At 40.6% G+C, this 21,893-nt stretch carries 21 protein-coding genes and 1 pseudogene; 1 reads left to right on the top strand and 21 read right to left on the bottom strand.

All coding sequences use genetic code 11. The features are described 5' to 3' along the window. Positions 1–43: 43 nt before the first annotated feature. The 9 genes from PGR14_RS03285 to PGR14_RS03245 form a co-directional block, all read right to left on the bottom strand. Positions 44–4,402 carry a SpaA isopeptide-forming pilin-related protein gene (locus tag PGR14_RS03285; protein ID WP_118198987.1) on the bottom strand — a complete coding sequence of 1,453 codons (4,359 nt, stop codon included), beginning with the start codon at positions 4,400–4,402 and terminating at the stop codon, positions 44–46. A gap of 73 nt (positions 4,403–4,475) precedes the next feature. Beyond that, positions 4,476–5,009 (bottom strand): gamma-glutamylcyclotransferase family protein, encoded by a 534-nt coding sequence (locus PGR14_RS03280; RefSeq protein ID WP_330428619.1) that lies wholly within the window; start codon positions 5,007–5,009, stop codon positions 4,476–4,478. Continuing rightward, positions 4,964–5,926: an amidoligase family protein gene (locus PGR14_RS03275; RefSeq protein ID WP_118198980.1), complete on the bottom strand. Its 963-nt coding sequence runs from the start codon at positions 5,924–5,926 to the stop codon at positions 4,964–4,966. Before PGR14_RS03275 ends, PGR14_RS03280 begins: the two co-directional genes overlap by 46 nt. Positions 5,927–5,928: 2 nt before the next feature. After that, the gene (gene dcm, locus PGR14_RS03270) at positions 5,929–7,224 is read right to left on the bottom strand and encodes a DNA (cytosine-5-)-methyltransferase (RefSeq protein ID WP_118198981.1); all 1,296 of its coding nucleotides are present in this window, start codon (positions 7,222–7,224) and stop codon (positions 5,929–5,931) included. A 70-nt stretch (positions 7,225–7,294) separates the two neighbouring features. Beyond that, on the bottom strand, positions 7,295–7,846 hold the full coding sequence (locus PGR14_RS03265; protein WP_007884604.1) for a hypothetical protein: 552 nt from the start codon (positions 7,844–7,846) through the stop codon (positions 7,295–7,297). A 154-nt stretch (positions 7,847–8,000) separates the two neighbouring features. Beyond that, entirely contained in the window at positions 8,001–8,291 is a 291-nt protein-coding gene (locus tag PGR14_RS03260; RefSeq protein ID WP_007884594.1) for a hypothetical protein, read from the bottom strand. Continuing rightward, on the bottom strand, positions 8,288–9,196 hold the full coding sequence (locus PGR14_RS03255; protein ID WP_044912250.1) for a ParM/StbA family protein: 909 nt from the start codon (positions 9,194–9,196) through the stop codon (positions 8,288–8,290). The genes PGR14_RS03260 and PGR14_RS03255 overlap by 4 nt, the downstream gene beginning before the upstream one ends. Before the next feature lie 186 nt (positions 9,197–9,382). Next, a complete protein-coding gene (locus PGR14_RS03250; RefSeq protein ID WP_118198982.1) occupies positions 9,383–9,715 on the bottom strand; it encodes a DUF5720 family protein in 333 nt (110 codons plus the stop codon). Between the two features lie 40 nt (positions 9,716–9,755). Further along, positions 9,756–10,067 carry a hypothetical protein gene (locus PGR14_RS03245; protein ID WP_215727210.1) on the bottom strand — a complete coding sequence of 104 codons (312 nt, stop codon included), beginning with the start codon at positions 10,065–10,067 and terminating at the stop codon, positions 9,756–9,758. A 210-nt stretch (positions 10,068–10,277) separates the two neighbouring features. Here PGR14_RS03245 and PGR14_RS03240 point away from each other — a divergent pair, with 210 nt between their 5' ends. Then, positions 10,278–10,514 (top strand): helix-turn-helix domain-containing protein, encoded by a 237-nt coding sequence (locus PGR14_RS03240; protein WP_005341369.1) that lies wholly within the window; start codon positions 10,278–10,280, stop codon positions 10,512–10,514. Between the two features lie 307 nt (positions 10,515–10,821). Here the strand turns inward: PGR14_RS03240 and PGR14_RS03235 are convergent, their stop codons facing one another. From PGR14_RS03235 to PGR14_RS03180, 12 genes and pseudogenes are all read right to left on the bottom strand, one after another. Further along, a complete protein-coding gene (locus PGR14_RS03235; protein ID WP_270222970.1) occupies positions 10,822–11,238 on the bottom strand; it encodes a flavodoxin in 417 nt (138 codons plus the stop codon). A gap of 45 nt (positions 11,239–11,283) precedes the next feature. Then, positions 11,284–11,916 (bottom strand): flavodoxin family protein, encoded by a 633-nt coding sequence (locus tag PGR14_RS03230; RefSeq protein ID WP_006427000.1) that lies wholly within the window; start codon positions 11,914–11,916, stop codon positions 11,284–11,286. 18 nt (positions 11,917–11,934) lie between these two features. Beyond that, on the bottom strand, positions 11,935–12,822 hold the full coding sequence (locus PGR14_RS03225; protein WP_195255959.1) for an aldo/keto reductase: 888 nt from the start codon (positions 12,820–12,822) through the stop codon (positions 11,935–11,937). A 117-nt stretch (positions 12,823–12,939) separates the two neighbouring features. Then, positions 12,940–13,866, bottom strand: a complete 927-nt coding sequence (locus PGR14_RS03220) for a prolyl oligopeptidase family serine peptidase (protein ID WP_270222969.1) — start codon at positions 13,864–13,866, stop codon at positions 12,940–12,942. Positions 13,867–13,883: 17 nt separating this feature from the next. Continuing rightward, on the bottom strand, positions 13,884–14,576 hold the full coding sequence (locus PGR14_RS03215; protein WP_270222968.1) for a DUF4405 domain-containing protein: 693 nt from the start codon (positions 14,574–14,576) through the stop codon (positions 13,884–13,886). A 3-nt stretch (positions 14,577–14,579) separates the two neighbouring features. Further along, positions 14,580–15,638 carry an alpha/beta hydrolase gene (locus PGR14_RS03210; protein WP_270222967.1) on the bottom strand — a complete coding sequence of 353 codons (1,059 nt, stop codon included), beginning with the start codon at positions 15,636–15,638 and terminating at the stop codon, positions 14,580–14,582. 114 nt (positions 15,639–15,752) lie between these two features. Beyond that, on the bottom strand, positions 15,753–16,643 hold the full coding sequence (locus PGR14_RS03205) for a LysR family transcriptional regulator (protein ID WP_021650489.1): 891 nt from the start codon (positions 16,641–16,643) through the stop codon (positions 15,753–15,755). Positions 16,644–16,842: 199 nt separating this feature from the next. Continuing rightward, positions 16,843–17,538: pseudogene (locus tag PGR14_RS03200) on the bottom strand (recombinase family protein); the annotation flags it as partial. A gap of 449 nt (positions 17,539–17,987) precedes the next feature. Further along, positions 17,988–18,950 (bottom strand): carbohydrate kinase family protein, encoded by a 963-nt coding sequence (locus tag PGR14_RS03195; RefSeq protein ID WP_270222966.1) that lies wholly within the window; start codon positions 18,948–18,950, stop codon positions 17,988–17,990. Beyond that, the gene (locus PGR14_RS03190) at positions 18,934–20,298 is read right to left on the bottom strand and encodes an MFS transporter (protein WP_270222965.1); all 1,365 of its coding nucleotides are present in this window, start codon (positions 20,296–20,298) and stop codon (positions 18,934–18,936) included. The genes PGR14_RS03195 and PGR14_RS03190 overlap by 17 nt, the downstream gene beginning before the upstream one ends. Before the next feature lie 18 nt (positions 20,299–20,316). Next, positions 20,317–20,709, bottom strand: coding sequence for a VOC family protein (locus tag PGR14_RS03185; protein WP_008369413.1), 393 nt, complete (start codon positions 20,707–20,709; stop codon positions 20,317–20,319). Positions 20,710–20,718: 9 nt separating this feature from the next. Next, on the bottom strand, positions 20,719–21,747 hold the full coding sequence (locus tag PGR14_RS03180) for a zinc-dependent alcohol dehydrogenase (RefSeq protein ID WP_044998589.1): 1,029 nt from the start codon (positions 21,745–21,747) through the stop codon (positions 20,719–20,721). Positions 21,748–21,893: the final 146 nt, after the last annotated feature.

The following is a 21,893-nucleotide window of genomic DNA, read 5'->3' as shown; positions in this document are numbered from 1 at the left end:
CATCTCCTGCCCTGTCAGATTGGTTTATCCTGTAATTTTTATTTTATTTTACTTCTGTTTCTTCTTTGTTGTCTGTCATTTTTGACTTCTTTCTGCGGTATACAGTCACTCCTGTAGCTGTTCCTGCAGATGCCAGTGCAAGCAGAACAAACGGCCATACTTTCTGGTTATCACCTGTTTTTGGTGCATTTGTTTTCTCCGGTGTTCTGGCATCTTTCATTTCTACTTTCTGGACTTCCATTGTATCTTTCAATGTGAATGTAACATCTTCCGCAATCTCGTAACCATCCGGCGCTGTGATCTCACGCAGAGTAAGTTCTTCATTGACCGGGAGCTTTGCAACGGAATGTGGCTTTCCATCCGTAATCCACTCTTCCAAAACAGTTCCGTCTTTGCGGATGATCTGAAGCTTTGCCCCTTCCAGTTCTTTCCCTGTACTAATGTCTGTTTTGGAAATTTCCACTTTGGAATATTCGTCTTTCATCTCAACCTTTGTCACACTGCCATCTTCTTTGACTTCAAACGTCACATCGCTGGCAGACACATAACCATCTTCATAAGGAGCCAGTTCTTCATGTAAGGTATAACTTCCTTCCGGCAGTCCGTAAATGACATGTTCTTCCTTCGTACTGATCCACTCTTCCAAAACAGTTCCGTCTTTATCAATGACCTGCAGTTTTGCTCCTTCCAGCTCATTTCCGGTTGTTGCATCTGTTTTGGTAATACGTGTTTCTGTCGGCTGATTCTCAACTTCTTTGTTCAGTTCAATCTTTGCAAGATTCTGATTTTCATAGGTTGCATCTACATTCCATACTTCTTCATTTGGAAGATATCCGGCTTTTCTGACTTCCTCTTTGACATAGTATTTTCCATGTGGAAGATCACTGTCGAAAGTAAGTGTTCCCTTTGTATCTGTTGCTTTCTTTTCCAGCAGGGTATCTTTCTCTACGAGAACCTCTCCCTGATTAGAAAGAATATCTTCCGCAGCATACAGTCCAAAAATAACACCTTCCAGCTTTTCTCCTGTGACAGAATCTTTCTTTTCTACCGATACGGAAACTTTCTGTCTTTCATTTTTATAGGTAACGCCTTCATAAACAACTGCCTGTGTATCATCCTCTGCTGTCAGGGTAAATTCTTTCTGTTCTGTATTCAGGACAAAATTCTCTCCTGCTACAACCTCTTTCAGATAATACGTTCCCAGTGGCAGATTGTAGATAACTGCTGTTCCATTTTCATCTGTAGTCAGTTTGGCTACCAGGTCATCTTTCTCATAACGGACAACTGGATTTCCTTCTTCGTCCTTTGCTCCGTCCGGTGAATAGATGGTATCTTTGGCATATACTTCAAACTGGGCACCTTCTACTCCGGTTTCTTCATATTTAAAGTCTTTATAGATACCTGTTTCTTCTTTACCAGATACAGCATTTCTTACTTTAGAGACCAGTGCTTTTACTTTTGCCAGAACAGAATCTCCTGTTACTTCGGTAAGCTGTTCTCCCTTTTTCGTCAGGAGCAGGCTTCCTACCTGTTCATCGTTTTTCTGTTCTACCTCTACAATCGCTGCTCCTGTATCTGGATCAATCTGATGTGCAGTGTTTGAGGATACTGTAATTACAATACCGCTCTGTGGATTTTCTTTATATGTTCCTTTTGTAGTCTGCTCTAATGGTGAAATAATCGTTGTTCCATCATACAGGGACTCTTCGCTTCCCTGTCTTACAAATCCTTCCGGTGCTTTCACTTCTTCGATTCGGTAGGTAGAGCACTTCAGTTCCTGTGGTGTGATCAGATATCCTTCCTCGTTTGTTTCGAATACACTGATCTTTTCTTTCTTCGGATACTGAACAACCTGTTCCACATATTTCTTATTTGTCACATCGTAAATCTTATAAGATGCTCCGGCCTTTAAAACCGTATTTCCAGTCTGTGCATCCTTCTTTACAATTTTCAACAAGAATTCAAACGGACGGTCATCAAATACTCTCCACTGCATTGGTTCTCTGCTGTCATTTTCCACATTTACAACAAATGGATCAATGGTTTTCAGATTCTCCGGGGTAGTGCTTTCCACTACAACATAACTTCCATACGGCAGTTCCGGGCTGACTGCATATCCTTTTGTATCCGTGATCAGTTCCGGCACTGGTACAGCTGTTCCATTCTCATAGGTGACTGCCACCTGCTCTTTGCTGAAGTCATAATTCTTGAAATCACTTGCCGTGTAGCTTTCTCCATTGGACGGTTTCAGTTTCCCATTTTTCACCTGTGTCAGGTCGCTGATCAGATATACCTTAAATCCTGCGCCTGCAACCAGGTCTGTTTCTGTCTGCTCTCCATCTTCACTGACTTTGATCAACTGGAATGCCTGTTTCTTTACCTGCTCTTTTACCGTAAGCTCTCTTGTCACTTCTGCAACATCCTGACCTTCATAAGTTACGGATACTTCATATTTTGTAGTATCCAGTGTATATCCTTCCGGTGGAGTGATTTCTTTTACATACATTTCTCCAAGGTATAATTCTGAAAACTCCAGTGTTCCATCATCTCCGATGACTCCCTGCGCGATCAGGCTGTCCTGTTTATACAGAACCCCTGTTGTGCCATCCGGATGCACGATATCTTCTTTGGCATACAGACCATACACAGCACCTCGAAGAGCGCCGTCTCCCTGTGGCTGGAATGCAAATGTTTCCTTATCAATCTTTGCAATCTTTACTTTTCCAGTGACCCTCTCATCCGTTGCTGTTACCGTCAATGTCTTACCGGCTGCAACATCCACTTGATAGACTTCCTGATTCCGTTTATATCCGGTCGGTGCAGTCACTTCTTTTACATACACAGTTTTGAGTGCGGCATCAAAATAATCGCTGACTGCTTTTCCGTCTGTTCCGGTTGCAGTCATCGTCATTAGCAGATTTTCGCACTTCTTATCGGTGTAAATACCGTAAACTGCTCCAGATAGTGGGTTCTGTGTATTGATATCTTTCTTCGTCAACTCAATGCGTGTCATATTCAGCCACTGTACACTGAAACTTACCGGAGCTGCTGTTTCGCTTTCAAATACACCGATATCCTGCTTGGAATCTCCGGTTGTCAGCACCAGCGTTCTCCATGTCTTTCCGACAGAACCATATAAGCTGCCGGAAGCATAACTGCCTGTCAGTAATAAATCCGCAGACAGATAGAATGTATCTCCACCATAAATCTGGATTTTTCCATTTGTAACACTTGTTCCTTTAGAAAGATTATGTGCAGTCACATTTTCCGGCACACTGAGTGTCACATAGTTTCTGTGATCTCCAGACAGTGTGATATTTGGTGTTTTCTGGATGTTTCCATCCCGTACTGCATTCAGCTTTGTGCTTGAAAAGCTCAGTTCACCTTTTGGCGGTTCTTCCTGTCCGAACAGATAATTGATATATGCGATAACCCCTGCATTTACAAGGTCATTATAATTACATCCGGTAAATCCGGCTTCTCCTGCGTAAGCGTAGCTGGCTGCAATATGCGTATACACATACTTTTCATCCTCTGATTTCCCGGACAGATAACTTCCTGTCAGATCTCCTGCCCCGCCATAGCCATAGTAAAGGACTTTCTGCAGATTCTTGTTACTGTCCAATACCTGTGCCACATAACTTCCACTCGGTGGGGATGCTTTCTGAGACTGGAGACAGTATGCGATCTTTCCGTTTACGGTAAACAGACAAGTAAGATAATTTCCAAGATAACTTGGATAATAGATCGTTCTTCCTTTTGTCAGTGTGACTGTTGAACCGCTGCTTGTGGCTCTTTCAGCCGCAGACAGTACCATGACATTTCCTTCTTCAATATCCTCTTTGAATTCTTCGATTGCCTGTGCAGATGCATCTTCCCCGGATGCCTCGATTTCTACATCGGTATAGTTCTGCACAGGCGAGTCCGAATCATCTTCAGATTTTGTATCTGATTTTTGCTTTTCCCCACCATTGTCCTGTGCATGTGCCTGACCTTCCGTATCCGTCAGGATCACCTTTCGGCTGATGATGTAGCTGTCACTCTGATCCTTTGGTACAACCATGTAAGAGGCAATATATGTTCCTGCTTTGTCCGGATGGTATTCCCCACCATTTTCATCTTGGATGCTGATAAGCGTAACATCCTCTTTTTCTGCATCATAATGGATTCCTTCCATACTGGTTTCCGCTGCAAATGTTTCATCCGAAATCTCTTTCGTGATATCGTCTGCCGTAACTGCCTTTTCTTTCTGACTCGTAACCGCCTGTTCGGATGCCTGTACCTCCTGCCCCACATCCGTCTGTTCGGCAGCAAACGCATTGGCACTACTTAAGGTACTGACGCCCATCAGGACAGCCAGTCCAAAGGCTGCGATTCTGGTTTTTAAATTCTTCACCTTCATGTGTGTTTCCTTTCTGATAATAAATACATTGTTCACTAAAATACCGCAGAAGGCTCTCCCTCTGCGGTAACATTTATCTTGTATATTGCTTTTCTGCTTTTTTCATTTCCTGTCTGGTGCGTTTTACTGCATCCATCACTGCCTTTGTCGGCAAATCATTTTCCAGACATCCTTCCAGAATTCCATCCAGATAAAATTTCGATGGTCTTGCCGGAACATCCTTATGAGGGGAGTTCATCGTGTATACGAATACTTCCCTTGCAGTTCCAGCCTGATCCTTTACCTGAATGGTTTCTTTCCCATAAAAATTCGGAAATCCTTCATAAAAATCCAGATTCTTTTCACAAGCTTCTGTGATCTTCCATAAGACTCCATCCACATAGCTTCCTTTTTCCGGAAGCACAGTTGCAACGCCATTTCCCGGAGCTCTGCCACGGAATGCCAGCCGGTAATCTTCCAGCCGGACATTTCCAACCACTTCAGCATCCGGACAGCGGAATCTCATCTGCCCCAGGTTCATGTTACTGCCATATGCAAAATAATATCTCTCTTCTATTTTTCTCACCTCGATCTGACGTCTTCCGTCCTTTGTTTTTTCTTCAGGCACTCATACGTGCTTTTGTCGTATCTCCATGCCAGATCACCTTCCAGATTTGCCAGCAGATGTTTCCGTACATTTTTATATTCTTCTCCGATTAATCCGAGCCGCAACAAAAACGTTCGGAATGTAAACGCCGGGTTTTCTGAGATCGGTGTCTTTTTCATCTGGGTGGATCTCTGATTGATCGCCTGTGCGGAAATCGCAAGTGCCAGTGTAATGTTCGCTCTTACCTTTCCTGCATGTAGTGTGCTTTCAAAACAGCGCCATTCCAAAGTTCCCTTGGAAAACACAGCATGAAGATTTAGAGCATAATAACGGGTATGATCATAATGGGTATGACTTCCATCCCTGCCTCCATACCAGACATTTCTTACCCGGTCCATAGTGATTGATCTATTTGGTATTTTTCGGATTTTCTCCAATACATCCGGTCGCACCCTCTGGCAATAACTATTTGCTCTTCTTTCCTGCACTTTTAATGCTTTGAACAGGATATCTTCCTTTGCGTACATAATGGTTAGCGCATTTTTCAGACTCTGCGGTGTATGGTTCGCCGCATCTACATGAACATGCTGACCACAGGACTCATTTACAAAACCTCCATGCTGTCGCAGACAGCGTACTACTTCCTGTAACTTTCCCATTTCATCATAGGATAATTTCGGAGATACCATTTCTGTTGAATATTCTCCACTTGCATCTACAATTCGACCGTATACTTTCCGTTGTGTATAAATGCTTCCATCAGACATAAATTTCCACTTTTTTCCTTCCAAATCTATTACTGACCAGATTCCGTAAGTAGTACCGTCATAATATGCTTCTGTTCCAAACATTTCAGCAACAACTTCCGCAGCACGTTGTCTGGTAATTCCTGTCATCTCGATTTCTGTGCCAAAGAACTGATCTTTTATGTCGATCATTCCTAATGGATTCCTTTCTCAGACACTTTCTGTGCATTCAGTTCGGAGTCTGCCTTTTGTAACATTCTTCCAATTGCCTCGATAACATTAACAGTTACCCCGTTCCCAGCCTGTTTATATAGCTGCGCATCCGATGTGCAGTCTATGATCTTATCGATCTGCCAGTCATAATATCCCTGCAGACGCAGACACTCTCTTGGAACCAGTCTGCGTATTCTTCCGTGATACAAGATGCCATGACGATCTGTTGCAGTAATCGTGAACATTGGTTCTTCCGGTTCCTTCATGCGTCTGCCGTTCTGCCGGACATTTTCTTTTGCTGGTGTTAAGACTGCTCTTGCTCCATCCTCTGCTAATACACCGGAACATTCTCCTTTATATTTGTGGACACCGCATTGTCTGGTGTTCAGGCTTCTGCATTCTTCCGTTACCACCGGCGGCGGTGAAAGATCGACAAAGTGCAGCGTTCCCTGTTGAACACCTGTTGTCAGGGTATGTGCAATCTGGTGTCCGACTCTTCCTCTCCTGCTGTTGAGATTCGCATAGCCCAGATCGATGCTGTCCCCTTCTCTTGCAAGTTTGTAGCCGAGTTTTGTATTCTCTTTGATTGGAACACCTACATCATATAATCCTGTCTTGCCGCCCATTCCACCTGCCTGTGATGTCAGGGTACAGCTTAATCCTTTTGGACTGTAGACTCTTTTTCCCTGACTTCCTGCCCGGATTTGAACAAGAGCTGCTCCATTTGTTTCTGGTTCAGGTAATACTTTTCCGGCACATCGGAAATCAAGATATCCGACAATATACACCCGTTTTCTTGCTTGGGGGACTCCGAAATCCTTGCTGTTAAGCACTTTCCATTCGACATGGTACCCCAGTTCAGAAAGCGTACTGAGGATGGTGCAAAACGTCCGGCCTTTGTCATGCGATAACAAACCGGGAACATTTTCAAGGATAAAATACGAGGGTCTTTTAACTTCAAGAATCCGGGCAATTTCAAAAAAGAGAGTTCCTCTTGCATCTGCAAATCCTTCTCGCTTTCCGGCGATAGAGAATGCCTGGCAAGGAAATCCTGCACAGAGTAAATCAAAATCTGGCATTCGTTCTGGTTCGATTGTTCTTGCGTCATTACAATACCACTCCCCTTCCGTATCAAACAGCAATCGGTAGTTCTTATCCGCATAAGTATCCACCTCGCAATGTCCGACACAGACAAAGTTTCCTGCCCGTCTTAAGCCTTCACGAAATCCCCCGATTCCGCTAAAGAGATCAAAAAATTGAATGGTTGCGGCTATCAACCTCCTTTTTGCTGATAAAAACAGGCGGCATGATCTCTCATACCGCCCTTCGTTATTCTGTATCAATTGGTTACCATTCTGTTGGTTCTTCTGCTTTGGATTCTTCCGGATCAGTCTCTCCTTCTGGTTCAGTTTCCTCTTCCGGTTCACTTTCCCCTTCTGGTTTGTTTTCCTCTTTCGGTTCACTTTCTCCATCCGGTTCGGCTTCCTCTTCTGGTTCACTTTCCCTTTCCGGCTCAGTTCTTTCTTCCGGTTGAGTTTCTTCTGTTCCCAATTCTCCAGTTGTCTGTTCGGATTCTTCAGGCTGCTCTTTGCTTTGCCATTCGACCTCTACCTTTTCCAGTGCTTCTTCTATAATCTGAATTAAGAAGTCTTTCTGTTTCATGTGTTTCTTTCCGATGACTACTTTTAATCTCTGGAATAATTCCTCTGATACCTGTACTGCTACTGTTCTTACTGCTCCCATGCTTATTTCTCCTTTTCCTTCCACTCTGTTGAAATGTTCTTCAATGACCTGTTGTAAAAATTTTTGTGTGCTGCTTTCTGTGAGTTCAATCTCTTCTCTTACTTTCTCATGTAAGTCCATCGGGATCTTTCCGCAGATATTTTTCATCTCTGCCATAACCTTTCTCCTTTCACTTTTGCTACACACAACATACTCCAAAGCCGCATGGAAAGCTATTCACAATACCCACCAAAGATATCGATGCATTTCTTGCCTTACCCCTAGCAGATCCAACAATGTATGTATCGTGCAATCATAGGCCTCACCCCCTTTACAAATTTTCCATTTGAGATAGAAAATCCATCATCTGATCTGGTATTTCTTCCGATGATAGTTTCGTTGTCGATTGTTCCGTAGTGCCACATATTCCTAATTCCCGAACACTTTCTTTTATCGTCTTTTGAATGACTTCTTCCATCCATTTCCGATCCTCTTTTTCCAGAATTGCCTGAACCAGATACTGGCTTTTCTGCCCTTCTGGAACACTTTGAAATTTCTCCCATGCCCTCTGGTGTTCTGGATTTTTCAGGTTCGGGCGGAACGAATATACCGGGCGTGTCATCTCGTCCACATCTGCTCTACAATCCGTTCATACCCTGTTGCGTTGGCATGGACGTCCTCTATAAAAACGGGGCGGCAAATCGCGTCCTGTGCGGTCACGTGGCGTTTTAAAATTGCGGAGCCTCCCCCCATAAATACGGTGGGTACTGCCCGGAGATCAAACCCGGATTCTGTCACCGCAGACAGTATTCTTTCTATATATTTCCGTCCGTTTTCCTGTATGATCCGTCTGGCCTCCTCTGCCATACTGCAAGATTCCCTCCGAAGCACACGCTCAATTTGAGTTTCTGTCACAGACAGTCCGGTATTTCTACGCACTTGTTCTGCTGTCTCATCAATACATCGGATTACTCCAAGTTCCAGACTTCTGCACGTTGCTGCATTCGGAACAGCATTGTCCAGCCTCATAAGGTCAACGGTCCAGCCACCAATATCAACAAGCAGAACAGACGGTTCATTCTTCAGATACTCTGGATGCAGAGCAAGCGCAGAGTATCCCTGTGGGAACAGTTTCACATCTTTTATTGTTATCTCATATAACTCACTTTCATATAAAAATCGCACTGGCTGCTCTTTCCGCAACAGATACTCCCTGAATCCCTGTTTCTCTCTTCCAAAACTTGAAAGCGGAAGTCCGACAGCCAGAATTACCTCTGTCTTTCGTTCCGCTTTCCGATGCTTGATTTCTTCTGCAATGGCTGCCAACGTCAGCAGATAATAATTATCATTTGACGTTTTATTTTTTACCAGCGTCTGTCTTCCCGTACCGCAGACATAATACTTTCCTTGATATTGCAGAACATTCTGCATGGTATACGGCTCGTAATCATACCCAATAATTCCACTTGGGAAAGACACTTGTCTTGTTTTAATGGCATAATAGCCATGATCAATTCCTATGATTATCACAATCACACCCTTTCATTTTTCTGTTTAACGTAAGGTCAAAAATGCTTTCACTGCTGCAACGGATTGTTGCAAAAGTGCCATTCGTGAACACTTTTCCATGTTCCAGCGTCCCAAAACCTGCGGAAAATCTGGCTTTTTTATACCACTATCGCCAGAGGAACACTACTGTTCCTTCGCAGCCGATTATAAAATATCCCTCTCCCGGCGGCGGTCCAGCCTGTCCGGGGGAGGGATATATCGCAATGTTCCTTTTTGAACAATCGCCTGTCTTTTTATTTTTATGAGGTGTTTTTCCTGCTTTTGTAAAATGGGAAGATACTCCGGTTCTGTCAGAAACTTTCGTATGTAATTCCCCTTTTCTCCCAGCTTGTTATCATTTCCTAACAGCTCCATTTCTACCATGTAATGGGTATCTGGATGAAATCTCTTCTCACACAAAATGCTGTCCCCTTTTATATAATCAGATTTAGCCGATTCTCTTGCTGCCGCCAAGAGTTCATAAATACTTACTTCCACCTCTTATCACCTCCCAAAAGACCAGAAAAAAGCAGACCTCTTAATCGAAGTCTGCTCCTGTCGGATATGGTAATCCTCTTTCTTCATATTTTTTATCGATATAATTTCGAATCCATTCCCTGTATTCTTCCGTTAATGCCAGTTCCTGAAATTCTAACAACCACTTTTCCCCTTTTGCTTCGTCATCAAGCCATCGATCTTCTATGCACTCCGGCTCATCTAACATTTTCATCATCGCTTCAAATGGCTCTTTTACATCATCACCAAATTCTTTCCATAAGGCGATTCCATAGTTCTCCAGTTCAAAAAATTCTGTCAGATATGTCAATCGTTCCATATCCCCCAATGTCATTCTTTTTTCACCTGACAATAATGCTCGATCTCTTTTGCCACATAGATTTAAAAATTTTCTCTTTTCCATCTCCACATCCATTATACTTTTACCTCTTCCTGTTAAAAATAATTCCTTATTACGAAACATTATAAAATTTAAATTCTTTAGAATCAATATATATATTTCTGTATTACGAATCTTTTTATTTTATAAGGGGAGTTCATCATTATGCAAAAGATTAGACCAGATATGGATATTGGTAAAAATATCCAAGCAATTCGATATAAAAACAATATGACTCAAGACCAAGTAGTTGCAAAATTAAATCTTATGGGTATCTCCATCACCAAAAGTACCTATGCCAAACTGGAAACAAATCGCATGAACATTAAGGCATCTGAATTAGTTGCACTTGCAAAACTCTTTCATACCGATATCAATGCTTTCTTTTCCGGCTTGCTATAGTTCGACATTCCCCGACTCCCTGTGTATATAATAGCATATTAAAAATAAGAACCAGTCTATATTCTTATCGGATATAAACCAGTTCTTTTTTCTTATCAAATAATATAAAAGTGACAGGGAATTCAGATTCTTATCTTCTGTCACTCATGTAATTATTATTCTATTTTAAATTTAATGAATTTACCCATTCTTGAATTTCTTTTTCAATGTTATTTTCTATATAAACGTCATACACATTTTTCCACATTATCTGTGTATACTGTTATTTTCAACCCCATAATTATAACTTGGTACACGCTATACACTACTATAAACTGTACTCCATTTTAGGATAGCCAATGTATACCGTATCATATGAATCCCAGTTATCAACTGTTGTAGACACCAGTTCCACATCTCTTAAGCTCTCATCATCATGTTCTCTTGACACCCGGCTGTCATCATCTGTCCAGTCAAGGTCATCATCTGTATATGGCTCCACAGGCTCTATTTCAAACAGATCTGCCTCTGTAATTTTTGCTATCTTTTCAGCAACATCTTTTGTATTTCCTGAAGCTGAATAATATACAACCAATGTTTTTTCATTTCCAGACTGGTTTGTACTTGTAGACTGGCTTTCATTATTAGAAGCAGACTGGTTTGTATTGCTTGCTCCACATCCTGCCATCAAACCGATTGTCACGATGCATGTTAAGAGTACTGCTGCTATTTTCTTTGTTTTCATTCTAAGGTCACCTCCTGTCGTATAAAATGTTTGTCACGCTAATTTCTATCGGATGAAATTGGTAAATACAAAATCCGGTGCCTTTGGCATTTCAATTCCCATTTTTGTCGCAACATTTTTACAGTTAATGAAATATGCCATATTGTTTCCAAGGATCTGCATAACCTGCATTCCTTCGAGATCCTGTTTTACTTCATCCGGATTCGTCCCATGTACCATATTCCAATATCTCGATGTGATAATCGGCATCTGCATCAGACCAAAATATTTATTTACCTGATCCCATGTGGCCGTTGTTCCGGCCCTTCTTGCTGAAATTACCACAGCGGCAGGTTTCAGGCGGAATCTGTCGCCGCCACCGTTTAAATCGGCATAAAAGACTCTGTCCATAAAGGATGTGATTGCACCGCCTGCACCACCCCAGTGTACCGGAGTTCCAAATACGAATCCGTCATAATCCCCTGCTATTTCCAGAAATTCATTCACAATATCATCCAGGATGCATTTATTTTTTTCCTGACATTTTCTGCAGGCAATACATCCTGAAATCGGCTTATTTCCAATCCAGAAAATATCTGTACTTATGCCATTTTCATTTAATGCACTGGATACTTCACAAAGAGCTGTATAAGTACAGCCATTTTTGTGTGGACTTCCATTGACAAGTAATACTTTCATTGATTTTTCCTCTTATGCTTACCAGTTTCTTTTTTCTTTTGAACTGTCATTATTCTTTTTTCTTTCCTCAACCATCTTCACGAACCATTCCACCATATTCGGATCCTGATGCGAGAAGAAGGAGCTTGTCTTCTTGTCCAGTTCTGCAATAGTCTTCATATCTTCATCAGAAAGTGTGAAATCAAAAACATTAAAGTTTTCTTCCATTCTCTCAATGTGTGTTGATTTCGGAATAACCACTACCCCTCTCTGAATATGCCAGCGAAGCATAACCTGTGCCGGAGTCTTCTGATATTTTTCTGCAATCTCTGCGATAACAGGATTCTCAAAGGTGCCTCCTCTGCCCTCACCGAATGGTGCCCATGCTTCTAACCGGATATCATATTTGTCTGCCCATTCCTTCATCTCTTTCTGCTGATTGAAGATGTGGGTTTCCACCTGATTTACCATAGGTTTAATGCGGTTGAAGGATGCAAAATCAACCATTCTGTCTACATAAAAGTTGGAAATTCCGATTGCTCTGATTTTTCCCTCATCGTACAGATCTTCCAATGCATGGTAAGCACCGTAAGCATCTGAAAATGGCTGGTGAAGCAATACCAGATCCAGATAATCTGTCTTTAACTTTTTCATGGATTCAAGAACTGATTTCTTTGCTTCTTCATATCCATAATGTTCAATCCACACCTTTGTTGTAAGGAAGATTTCTTCTCTTGGAATGCCTGACTTTTGGATTGCATTCCCAACCTCTTCCTCATTAAAATAACTCTGTGCTGTATCAATCGCCCGGTATCCAACTTTTAAAGCATCAAGCACACATCTTTCACATTCCTCTTTTGTTACCTGATATACGCCATATCCCAGTATTGGCATTTTTACACCATTATTTAATGAAACATATTCCATTGTCGTATCCTCCTTGTTTTCTTTCATTCATCTTACATTCATACTATAAAACTGATAGATTCCTTTGAGAAGTTTCGATAAGTTTTTCAGTCTTAACCTTTCGGTTTATTCTGGTTCTTACTGATTGAACAGCCATCCCATAATTTCTTTGTCACGACAAAACAGATAGCCGCCGCCATGCTGATAAGTGACCGGTGTTCCTTCAAAGTAATCTTTATCTTTTACATCCAGTACCACCAGTTTATCAATCTCTGATTCCGATAATCCCTGTTCTTTGTAAAGCTCATGTATCTGCTGGTATGCCTCTTTAAAAGGTTCTGATCCATAGTATTCGTCGCTTTCGCCAATCACAAAATATACCGGCGTTTTCATCTCCACAACCGGCTCATATGCACCATCCCACTGAGAGCTGCACATAAGTGCCGCTGTATATAATTCCGGCTGCTTTGCCAATACCAGTGACAGGGTTTCTCCTCCTCCGGAATAACCATTAATATATACTTTCGATGGATTAATAATATAATGCGTCAGAAAATACTGTGTCAGTTCAATTGTCTGATCTGCTGATGTCTGTCCCCAGTCATTTAACTGTGGAGCTACAATAATCATATCGGTAATATACTTCTGTGCTTCAAATCCAAAATCTTCTGTCCGGATATTTTCTCCCACGCCCTGAAAATATAATCCCTGATATCCGGGTAATGTTACATATAGTGCATATTCCTTTGTCCCGTCATATGCATCCGAAATATATACATTGTAATGAATGTCCCCTTCATTTGGAGAATGAAGAACATTATCCAGGAGGAAGCCCCGGTATTCTTCGCTTCCCGGCGTAACATTTTCCAATTCATCTCCGGATGTATTTTTTTCTGTATTTTCTTTTTTCTCATCTGTCTTCTGCTGTACGGTCTGTACCTGGTTTATTGTTTGTTGATTCTTCTTTTCATCCCTGTCAGGTTTTGAAAAATAGATATATACCATGATTACCATTGCTAAAATAACAACTCCAATAATTGTAAGTACTAATTTCCGCTTTTCCATAAATACACCACCTTCTTTCAGTATGAACCTTTTCGTTTGCTCTTACCTGTTTTCTTTAGAAACACTCCACTATAATATCCAATAAATGCAATCAATATCATTACTGCCAGATAATCCAGCAGAAAAGGAAAGATCCCCTTTTCATAATCATAAAATACAAAATGCATCCTCATAATCAGATAATCTCCTATCTGTCTCCTGTAAAATGCATATAAACCATAACCTGCAATTACGACTGCAACAAATCTTGCCACCCATTTTCTGATAATGGATGGACTTTTCCATAATCGTCCTGCCATTGCTACCGCTATATTCCAATGAAATCCGAGATGTAATGACATCACCACCAGTCCCCAGTATGCGCAAAACATATGTATCTGTCTGGCTGTCATATATGTTCCGGAAATCTTTATCCATTTGAATATATAATTAGATAACAATATTCCACTTATCATAGAACCCATCATCAGAATAAACATGATGATAACCAGTACGGTCTGAATAACTCTGAATGCGTTATATTTTCCTTTTCCTATAGATAACAGCCATTTACGATTCAGCATGTGATGTGCGATAAAAAGCACAAGCATCGCCATACCAATCCACTCATGTGCAGTCTCGCTGAGCAGACTATATGGCATAAGAAGAAGCAAACATATCGTCATTCCTATATCTATCAATATTTTTGCTGTAAATCGTTTATTTTTCATATCCTACCTCTTATCTAAAGCATTCATATTGTCTTCCCAGAAAGATATTGCACGATCAATCCATCCTTCTGCTACAGTCCCCTCTCCCAATCCAAATCCATGAGAAAGGCCTTTAAATACTTCTATTTTTGTATTTGGGCCATTTTGTTGTATCTGGGAAATATAATTTTCCATACTTCTGTGTGATGCAATTCCGTCACTTGTTCCGACACAGGCATAGGTTGGCGGCTCCATTCCTGTCACCTGGGAAAGTCCTGTATACTGCATAATCACCGCAGCCGGTACAGGATATTCTTTTTCTCCAAAGTAAGCTGTTCCATAAGAACCAAGCCAGGCCGCCATCCTTGCTCCTGCTGAGCCACCCCAGAGAGAATAATCCGTCATATCAATCTGTAGTTTCTCTGCATTTTCATGTAAAAACGCAATTGCTCTGGCAAGATCCTCACAGGCAGTCTGTGCTCCCGGACGATAAATAAGAGCAAATGCATTATAGCCTTTCTTTGACAATTCTAAGGCATGAGGAAAGCTATCATGTATTCCGGCTACATATACAAAGCCTCCTCCTGCATTGATAATCGTTGTTTTTGCTCCTGCATTTCCCCGAAAGAAAAATAAACCTGTATCCTTTTTATCCGCATCTGCCTGCATTTCTTCTTCACTGTATATTGGATAAAAAATCTGCTCACCATTCATTGCCTGATTTTTCATATAATTTACGATTTCTACTGTTTTATCGGTGTTGACTTCGCTGTACCACGGTAAAATAGAGCTGACGTCTTTTAATTTCAGATTGTCCTCTATTTCCATATCTACCGGAAATATGAGTCTGCCATAATCATCGAAAGCTGAATCATGGATAACATCATTTATATTACTCTCTGCATTAAAACTTTCTTTTTCATTCATATTTATATCCTTCTCTGTCACGCTCTCTTGCTCTGTTTTTCCTGTTTCCAGCGTTTTTTCTTCCCCGATTGCCAGGTTCTGGACTGTTGTGCTACACCCACCGAACATGATAACAGTCATGATGATTCCTCCAAGAGCTATCCTCTTTATCTGCATATAGTATCCTCCATTTTCACTTCAGCTAAAGTATAACAAAACGAGACTCCATTAGAAGTCTCGTTTTGTTATTCAGTATTAACCTTTAGGTTTCTACTCGCATGTATTCAATTTTTATTTTACCTTGTTAATAGCATTTATCAGCCGCTTAACCTTAATGGACGGTTTTTTCGAATGAAGAATTCCAAACGGCATAGTATAATCCCACTCTACTGGAATGATTCTGATCAGTGGATGAACACTTTCCCAGCTCTTGAATGCCAGTAATACCTCATTATTGTTTTCGCATCGGTTAAATGCTTCTACATTGTACAGATTAAAGTCTACAATATTGATTTCAGGATGATTTTTCATCATATCATCCCTTAGCATATCGCCATAATAACTCCATCCTCTTCGCATGAGCATAAGATTTTCTCCAGCCAGATCATCAAGTGTTATTTTTTCTTTTTTTGCCAGCCTGTGATGAATTGATACCGCCACACAAAATGGTTCTCTTGAAATCTCAGTGCCATCACAGCCTCTGAGTTCAAGCATTGTTTCATCAAAGATTCCAGCTATCACATCAATATTCTTTCCCATATTAGCCAGTATCTCTCTTGCATTCTCTGGTGTATTTTCAAATGTAATCAATTTAAACTTCATCTCCGGATATATTTTCTGTATCTTAGGCCAAAGTTCCACAAAAACTTCCGGTGGAGTCATCGGAGATATTCCAACACGAATGATTTCTTCATTATGATTCATTGCTTCCTGCGCCCGTATCAACGATTCTTTTGAATATTGAATCAGATATTTTGCATCCTGATAGAGCGATTTACCAGCTTCCGTAATAATAAGACCTCTGTGTGTTCTTTCAAATAATTGCAAATTTAAGCTGTTTTCCAAAGAATTTATCTGTTTAATCACCGCAGGTGCACTTATATATAATTCTTCTGCCGCTTTACTAAAACTTCCAGCTTCTACAACGCAGATAAATGTATCAAGTTGTGGATTATACATCATGTAATTCACTCCTCTTTGTGATTTTAAATCATCTGAAATGCTTTCAGTGCCCCAATAATTGCCTCTTCTTTCTCCTTCGGACTGTCTACGCTCCGCTTCGGTCCGCGCTGGGCAAAGGTCCCCTGGACCTTTAGCGCCTCTCAGCCGCCGTTAAATCCATCTCGTCCATGTCAAGTCTCACATTCACATGATGCTTCGCTTAGTGGAGTTTGGACAATAAACATATTGTCTCAACGGTACTTTCGTTGTCCCAACAAAGTTCCTGTGTCTCCCTGTCTCCAAAATACACCGGAAAACGGAACTTTATGTGCTTCAGGAATCTGCCATCTGGCTGCTCCTGCTCATAAATGTCCACCTGTTCCACAAAGCTGTTAAGAAATTCTTTCTTCTCCAGGTCGGTGAACTTATCATATAGTTTATCAAAATATAAAAGAAATTGATAGACGTTTTCTTCTGATATTTTCTGTTGCCGGATATTCAGCAGGCGATTCTTAACTTCTTCTATACTGTTCTCCACGCCTTCAATTTCATCATACAGATGGTATAACCTTGTCTCCATATCCTGATATTTCTTCTCATAAAATTTATCCATGATATCCAGGCTATCCATCTGCTGTCCAAGTCTTCCTTTTGCTCCGGTCAGCTGCCTGTGCTGTTTTTCCAGTCTTTCAATCTCTTTTTCTATTTCTTCTGTATCTATTCTTGAACCGATTTTATTCAGAATTGCTTCTTCAAATTTAGGATTCTTCACCAGCTTCCGAATAACTTCTTCCACTGCATTGTTAATCTTCTCCTCACTCCATTGTTTACGATATCCACATTTATGACCATCTACCAGGCGACGATGTTTGCAGGCATAATAGAAATAATCCTTATATAAAGTTCCGTCTTTCTCAGGAGTTATATCCACAAGTTGGTTCCTTTCTTGGACAACAGATATCAAGTTCTTTAACAAAACAGGCATAATTTTGCGGCGGACAATTTGTCCGCCGTTGCTTTACTATCACTTTTGGTAGAAAGTATTTTCATCCTAATAATCATTAACGCTCTATGCTACTGATTTTTTTACTAATGGTCAATTGAATGATAAGGAGCGTCTATACGATGGGTATCTTCTTGATTACAAGGATGATGACAAAGATGACCATAGTCTTACTGAAAAGTGGAAATCTCTGATACCAATGCTTATGGCATTATGTATGTGGAGAGAAGAACCCAAGGAATAAAACTTATTCGTAATTTACATAAAAATGCAGGCAGAAGCAATCTTGAAAGTTTTCCTGCTTATATCATTATTAAAAATAGGGGAATTTTTACAGCCCCGAGTTTGTTCATATACATTCATTATTTCTGCATAAATTCAAACACTGTCTCTTTCGTCGGAATCGCAGGGATTCCACCTCTCTTTTGTACACACAATCCAGCAACTGCATTTCCCAAAACAGCACACTTTTTGATTTCTTCCCATTCCATTTTTTCAACATTCTTATTCATAGAAAGGAGACTGCATAATACGCCTCCCCAAAATGAATCACCTGCCCCAGTCGTGTCGACCGCATGTATCTGAAATGCTTTGATGATTTCTTTTCTGCTTTTTGTTGCCATAAGAACGCCCTGTTCTCCCAATGTAATGGCAACCAGCTTTGGTCCCATGGCAAGGAGTTGATCTGCAGCCTGCTCATAACTTTTCGCCTCTGTCAACAGAGTACCCTCTTCATCCGATACCTTCATGACATCTACCATTTCTATAACAGATCTCATTTTTTTCACTGCATACTCTTTGCTCTTCCAAAGAGACGGGCGATAATTTGGATCATAGGAAATAAGTGCACCCGCTGCTTTTGCCATTTTTACCGCTTCAATCGTTGTACTTTCTGCCGGTTCATCTGTCAACGATAATGATCCAAAATGAAAAATTCTACAACCTGAAATTAATGTCTGATCCAGTTCTTCTTTTTTTAACTGTGTATCTGCACCCGGTTTTCTTGCAAAAGAAAAATTCCGTTCTCCATTTTCACCGATTTCCACAAATGCCAACGTTGTAAAATAACCCGGGTCTTCGACAATAGCATCTGTATTGATTCCTTCCTTTTGCAATGTCTTCTTTAAAAATTTACCATGCATATCGTTTCCAACTTTTCCAATAAAAGATGTGCGATACCCAAAGTGGCTTGCAACGGTTAGAAGATTTGCCGGAGCACCGCCGGGATTCTGTTCGAACAATTTTCTCCCATCCTGACTGTGTCCTGCTTCCGTAAAATCAATCAACAATTCACCCAATGCCACGATATCAACTTTTTCTTCCATTTTTCAGTTCCTCCACAATCTCGTTATAACGTTTTTTATTTAACCGGTAGAAAAATAATACAACCGCAGTCACAATCCAAAGTGCGCCTGGAATCGTCGTAAATGCATGTTTCATAATTGAAAGTACAGTTGCATTTTGTGTCTGATTTGCAATATAACCATATTTTCCAAGTAATCCTGCTAAAAGTGCTGTTCCAACTGCCATTCCGATTTTATTTCCAAGTGAAATAAATGCATACTGAAAACCATCATTTCTAAGTCCGGTTTTCCACTCCCCATATTCCACACAGTCTGGAATAATTGCATAGATTGCGGTATTAAATCCAGAGAAAAAAAACTGTGTGAGACCAGATAATGCATAAAAAATAGCTGGTGATTCTTTGGCATTGAAGAAAAACATAAACAACATTGAAATTCCTGTAAATAAAGCAAAGAGAGATGCTGTTCTTCCTTTGTTATTCAACTTGCGGAATACTGGTTGAAAACAGGCTGCCCCGATGATAGAAGGAATAATGATGCACATCGAATAAGTTGTGTAGCAGGAGGCATTCCCTTCCACATATGTAAAATAATACAGAATATCTGCGTTTCTACCATATAATGTAAATCCAAATAATATCTGTCCTACCAATGCAAGAAGATATGGTCTGTTCTGCATGACTGCTTTCAACTGAACCTTTACAGAAATTTTTTCTTTTTCCGGAGTGATCACTGCCTCTTTCGTCTTCGCAAAGCAGAAGAAATGACAGGCTGTAAAAATACATCCATATATGACCGCAACCGTCAGATATCCTGTCTTTGCACTATGACTGCCGAATTTGCTGAGCAGTGGAACTGTGATAATATTTAACACACCAATTGCAATCATCGCTGCAACCGAACGGGATGTATTTATTTTTGCACGTTCATCAATATCCTGTGTCATAGCACCACACAAGGTTCCATATGGAATATTCACACAGGTATACCCCAAAACCAGCAGACAATATGTAATTACCATATAAATGATCTTTCCATTCTGCGGCCAGTCGGGTCTTGCCCAGAATGTCATAACAAGAAGAATCGCTGTAATTGGTGCCGCTACTAACAGCCATGGACGGTACCGTCCCCATCTCGATTTTGTTTTATCCGTAAGTCCCCCGACGATTGGATCATTGATTGCATCCCAGAATCTTGAAAAAAGCATAAGTGCTGAAACAGCCGCCATACTGATTCCGAACACGTCTGTATAAAATATCATCAGAAAATTACTGACAAACATCCAGCTGAAATTACATCCAACATCACCAAACCCATATGCAATCTTACTGATCAGCGGTACTTTTCCATTTTTGTTTTCGCTTCCCATATGTCCCTCCTATTTTTATCAGAGTTTCTGACAGAATTCTATTCTTTCCTCATTTGGTCCCTTAATCATAAAAAACTTCACACCATTTTCCCAAAATGGTAGTTCTTCGATTCCGTCTGTAATAATTGTGTATTTTTCATTGCAGATTTTCTGATACATACTTTCAATGTCTTCCACATCAAGTGCAACATGTTGGTATGCACCGTCTGACATTGCCGCCTGCCCATTTTCAAAAGTCTCTATACAGTAATTTTTTATCTGTAAAAATGCCACTTTTTCCCCTGCTTTTTCATTATAAGACTGCATAATCACTTCAAATCCAAGACTCTTATAAAACTCAACTGTTTTCTGTAAATCGTTTGTCGGAAGCCCGACATGGGCAACTCCGACAATTCCATATTTATTTTCCATACGAACTCCTTACTTTTCACTGACATTGATAATTACTTTCATCGTTGTCTCGCGGTTATCATCAATATACTGGTATGCTTTCAGATAATCTTTAAAAGCAAATGTCTTTGAGATGAGCGGTTTCAAATGAACTTTGCCCTCATTTACCAGTCTGATTCCATCTATGTAATCATCATGGCGGTACATCATCGTGCTCTTAATGTCAAGTTCGTGGTCATTTGCCACTGCAAGATCTACTTCTGCCATTCCTGCAAAAACAGCCACCAGTACAATCGTGCTTCCTTTTCTTGCATATTTAATTGCCTGTCCCATTGTGATATTGTTTCCGGCACAGTCGTAGATCACATCCGCCTTGTCCGGTCCAAATGCTTCGAGCATTGCCGCACCGAAGTCTTTATTTTTGGTATTCACACACACATCAATTCCACATTCTTTTGCCTTTGCCAGTCTAAGATCACTGATATCTGTGATCATCACTTTCGCTGCCCCCATTCCTTTTGCTGCCTGTGCCACGAGATTTCCGATCGGTCCTGCGCCAAGGACTGCAATATTCATGCCAGCCACATCGCCCATCTGTTTTACACCATGAACTGCCACGGCAAGAGGTTCGATCATAGCTCCTTCTTCATAGGACATATCTTCTGGAATCGGTGTTACTTTAGATGCATCCACTGCAAAATACTCAGATGCTGTTCCTGTCGTCTGAAATCCCATTACTTTTAATTCCTCACAGAGATTATACTTTCCATGACGACATGGATAGCAATGTCCACAATATACCTGAGGCTCTATCGTCACCTTCTGTCCCACATGAAACTCTGTGACATTTTTTCCAAGTTCTGTAATCTCACCGGAAACCTCATGTCCCTGTGTTACCGGATATTTTGTAAACGGATGTTTTCCATGATAAACATGAATATCTGATCCACAAACACCAATATTCATAATCTTTACCAACACCTGATTTTCCTTTACCTCCGGAACCGGAACCTCTCTGAAAATAATTTCTCCTGGATTTGTCATTACCTGCTGTAACATAATTGTTTCCTCCCTTTCATGTTGTTTTGTTTTATGTTTTATAAAATGTTTTATTAAAGTAATTATATTATTACAATGTAAACGCAATTTGTCAATATGTTTTTTCATATTTTTATATATTTCATAATTTCAAAACACATTTTTTG

The sequence above is a fragment of the Coprococcus sp. AF99-45 genome (genome assembly GCF_027663865.1).
In the GTDB taxonomy this organism is placed as follows: domain Bacteria; phylum Bacillota; class Clostridia; order Lachnospirales; family Lachnospiraceae; genus Allocoprococcus; species Allocoprococcus comes.
The sequence above is the reverse complement of the archived record's forward strand: the minus strand, read 5'-3'. Positions and strand labels throughout refer to the sequence as shown.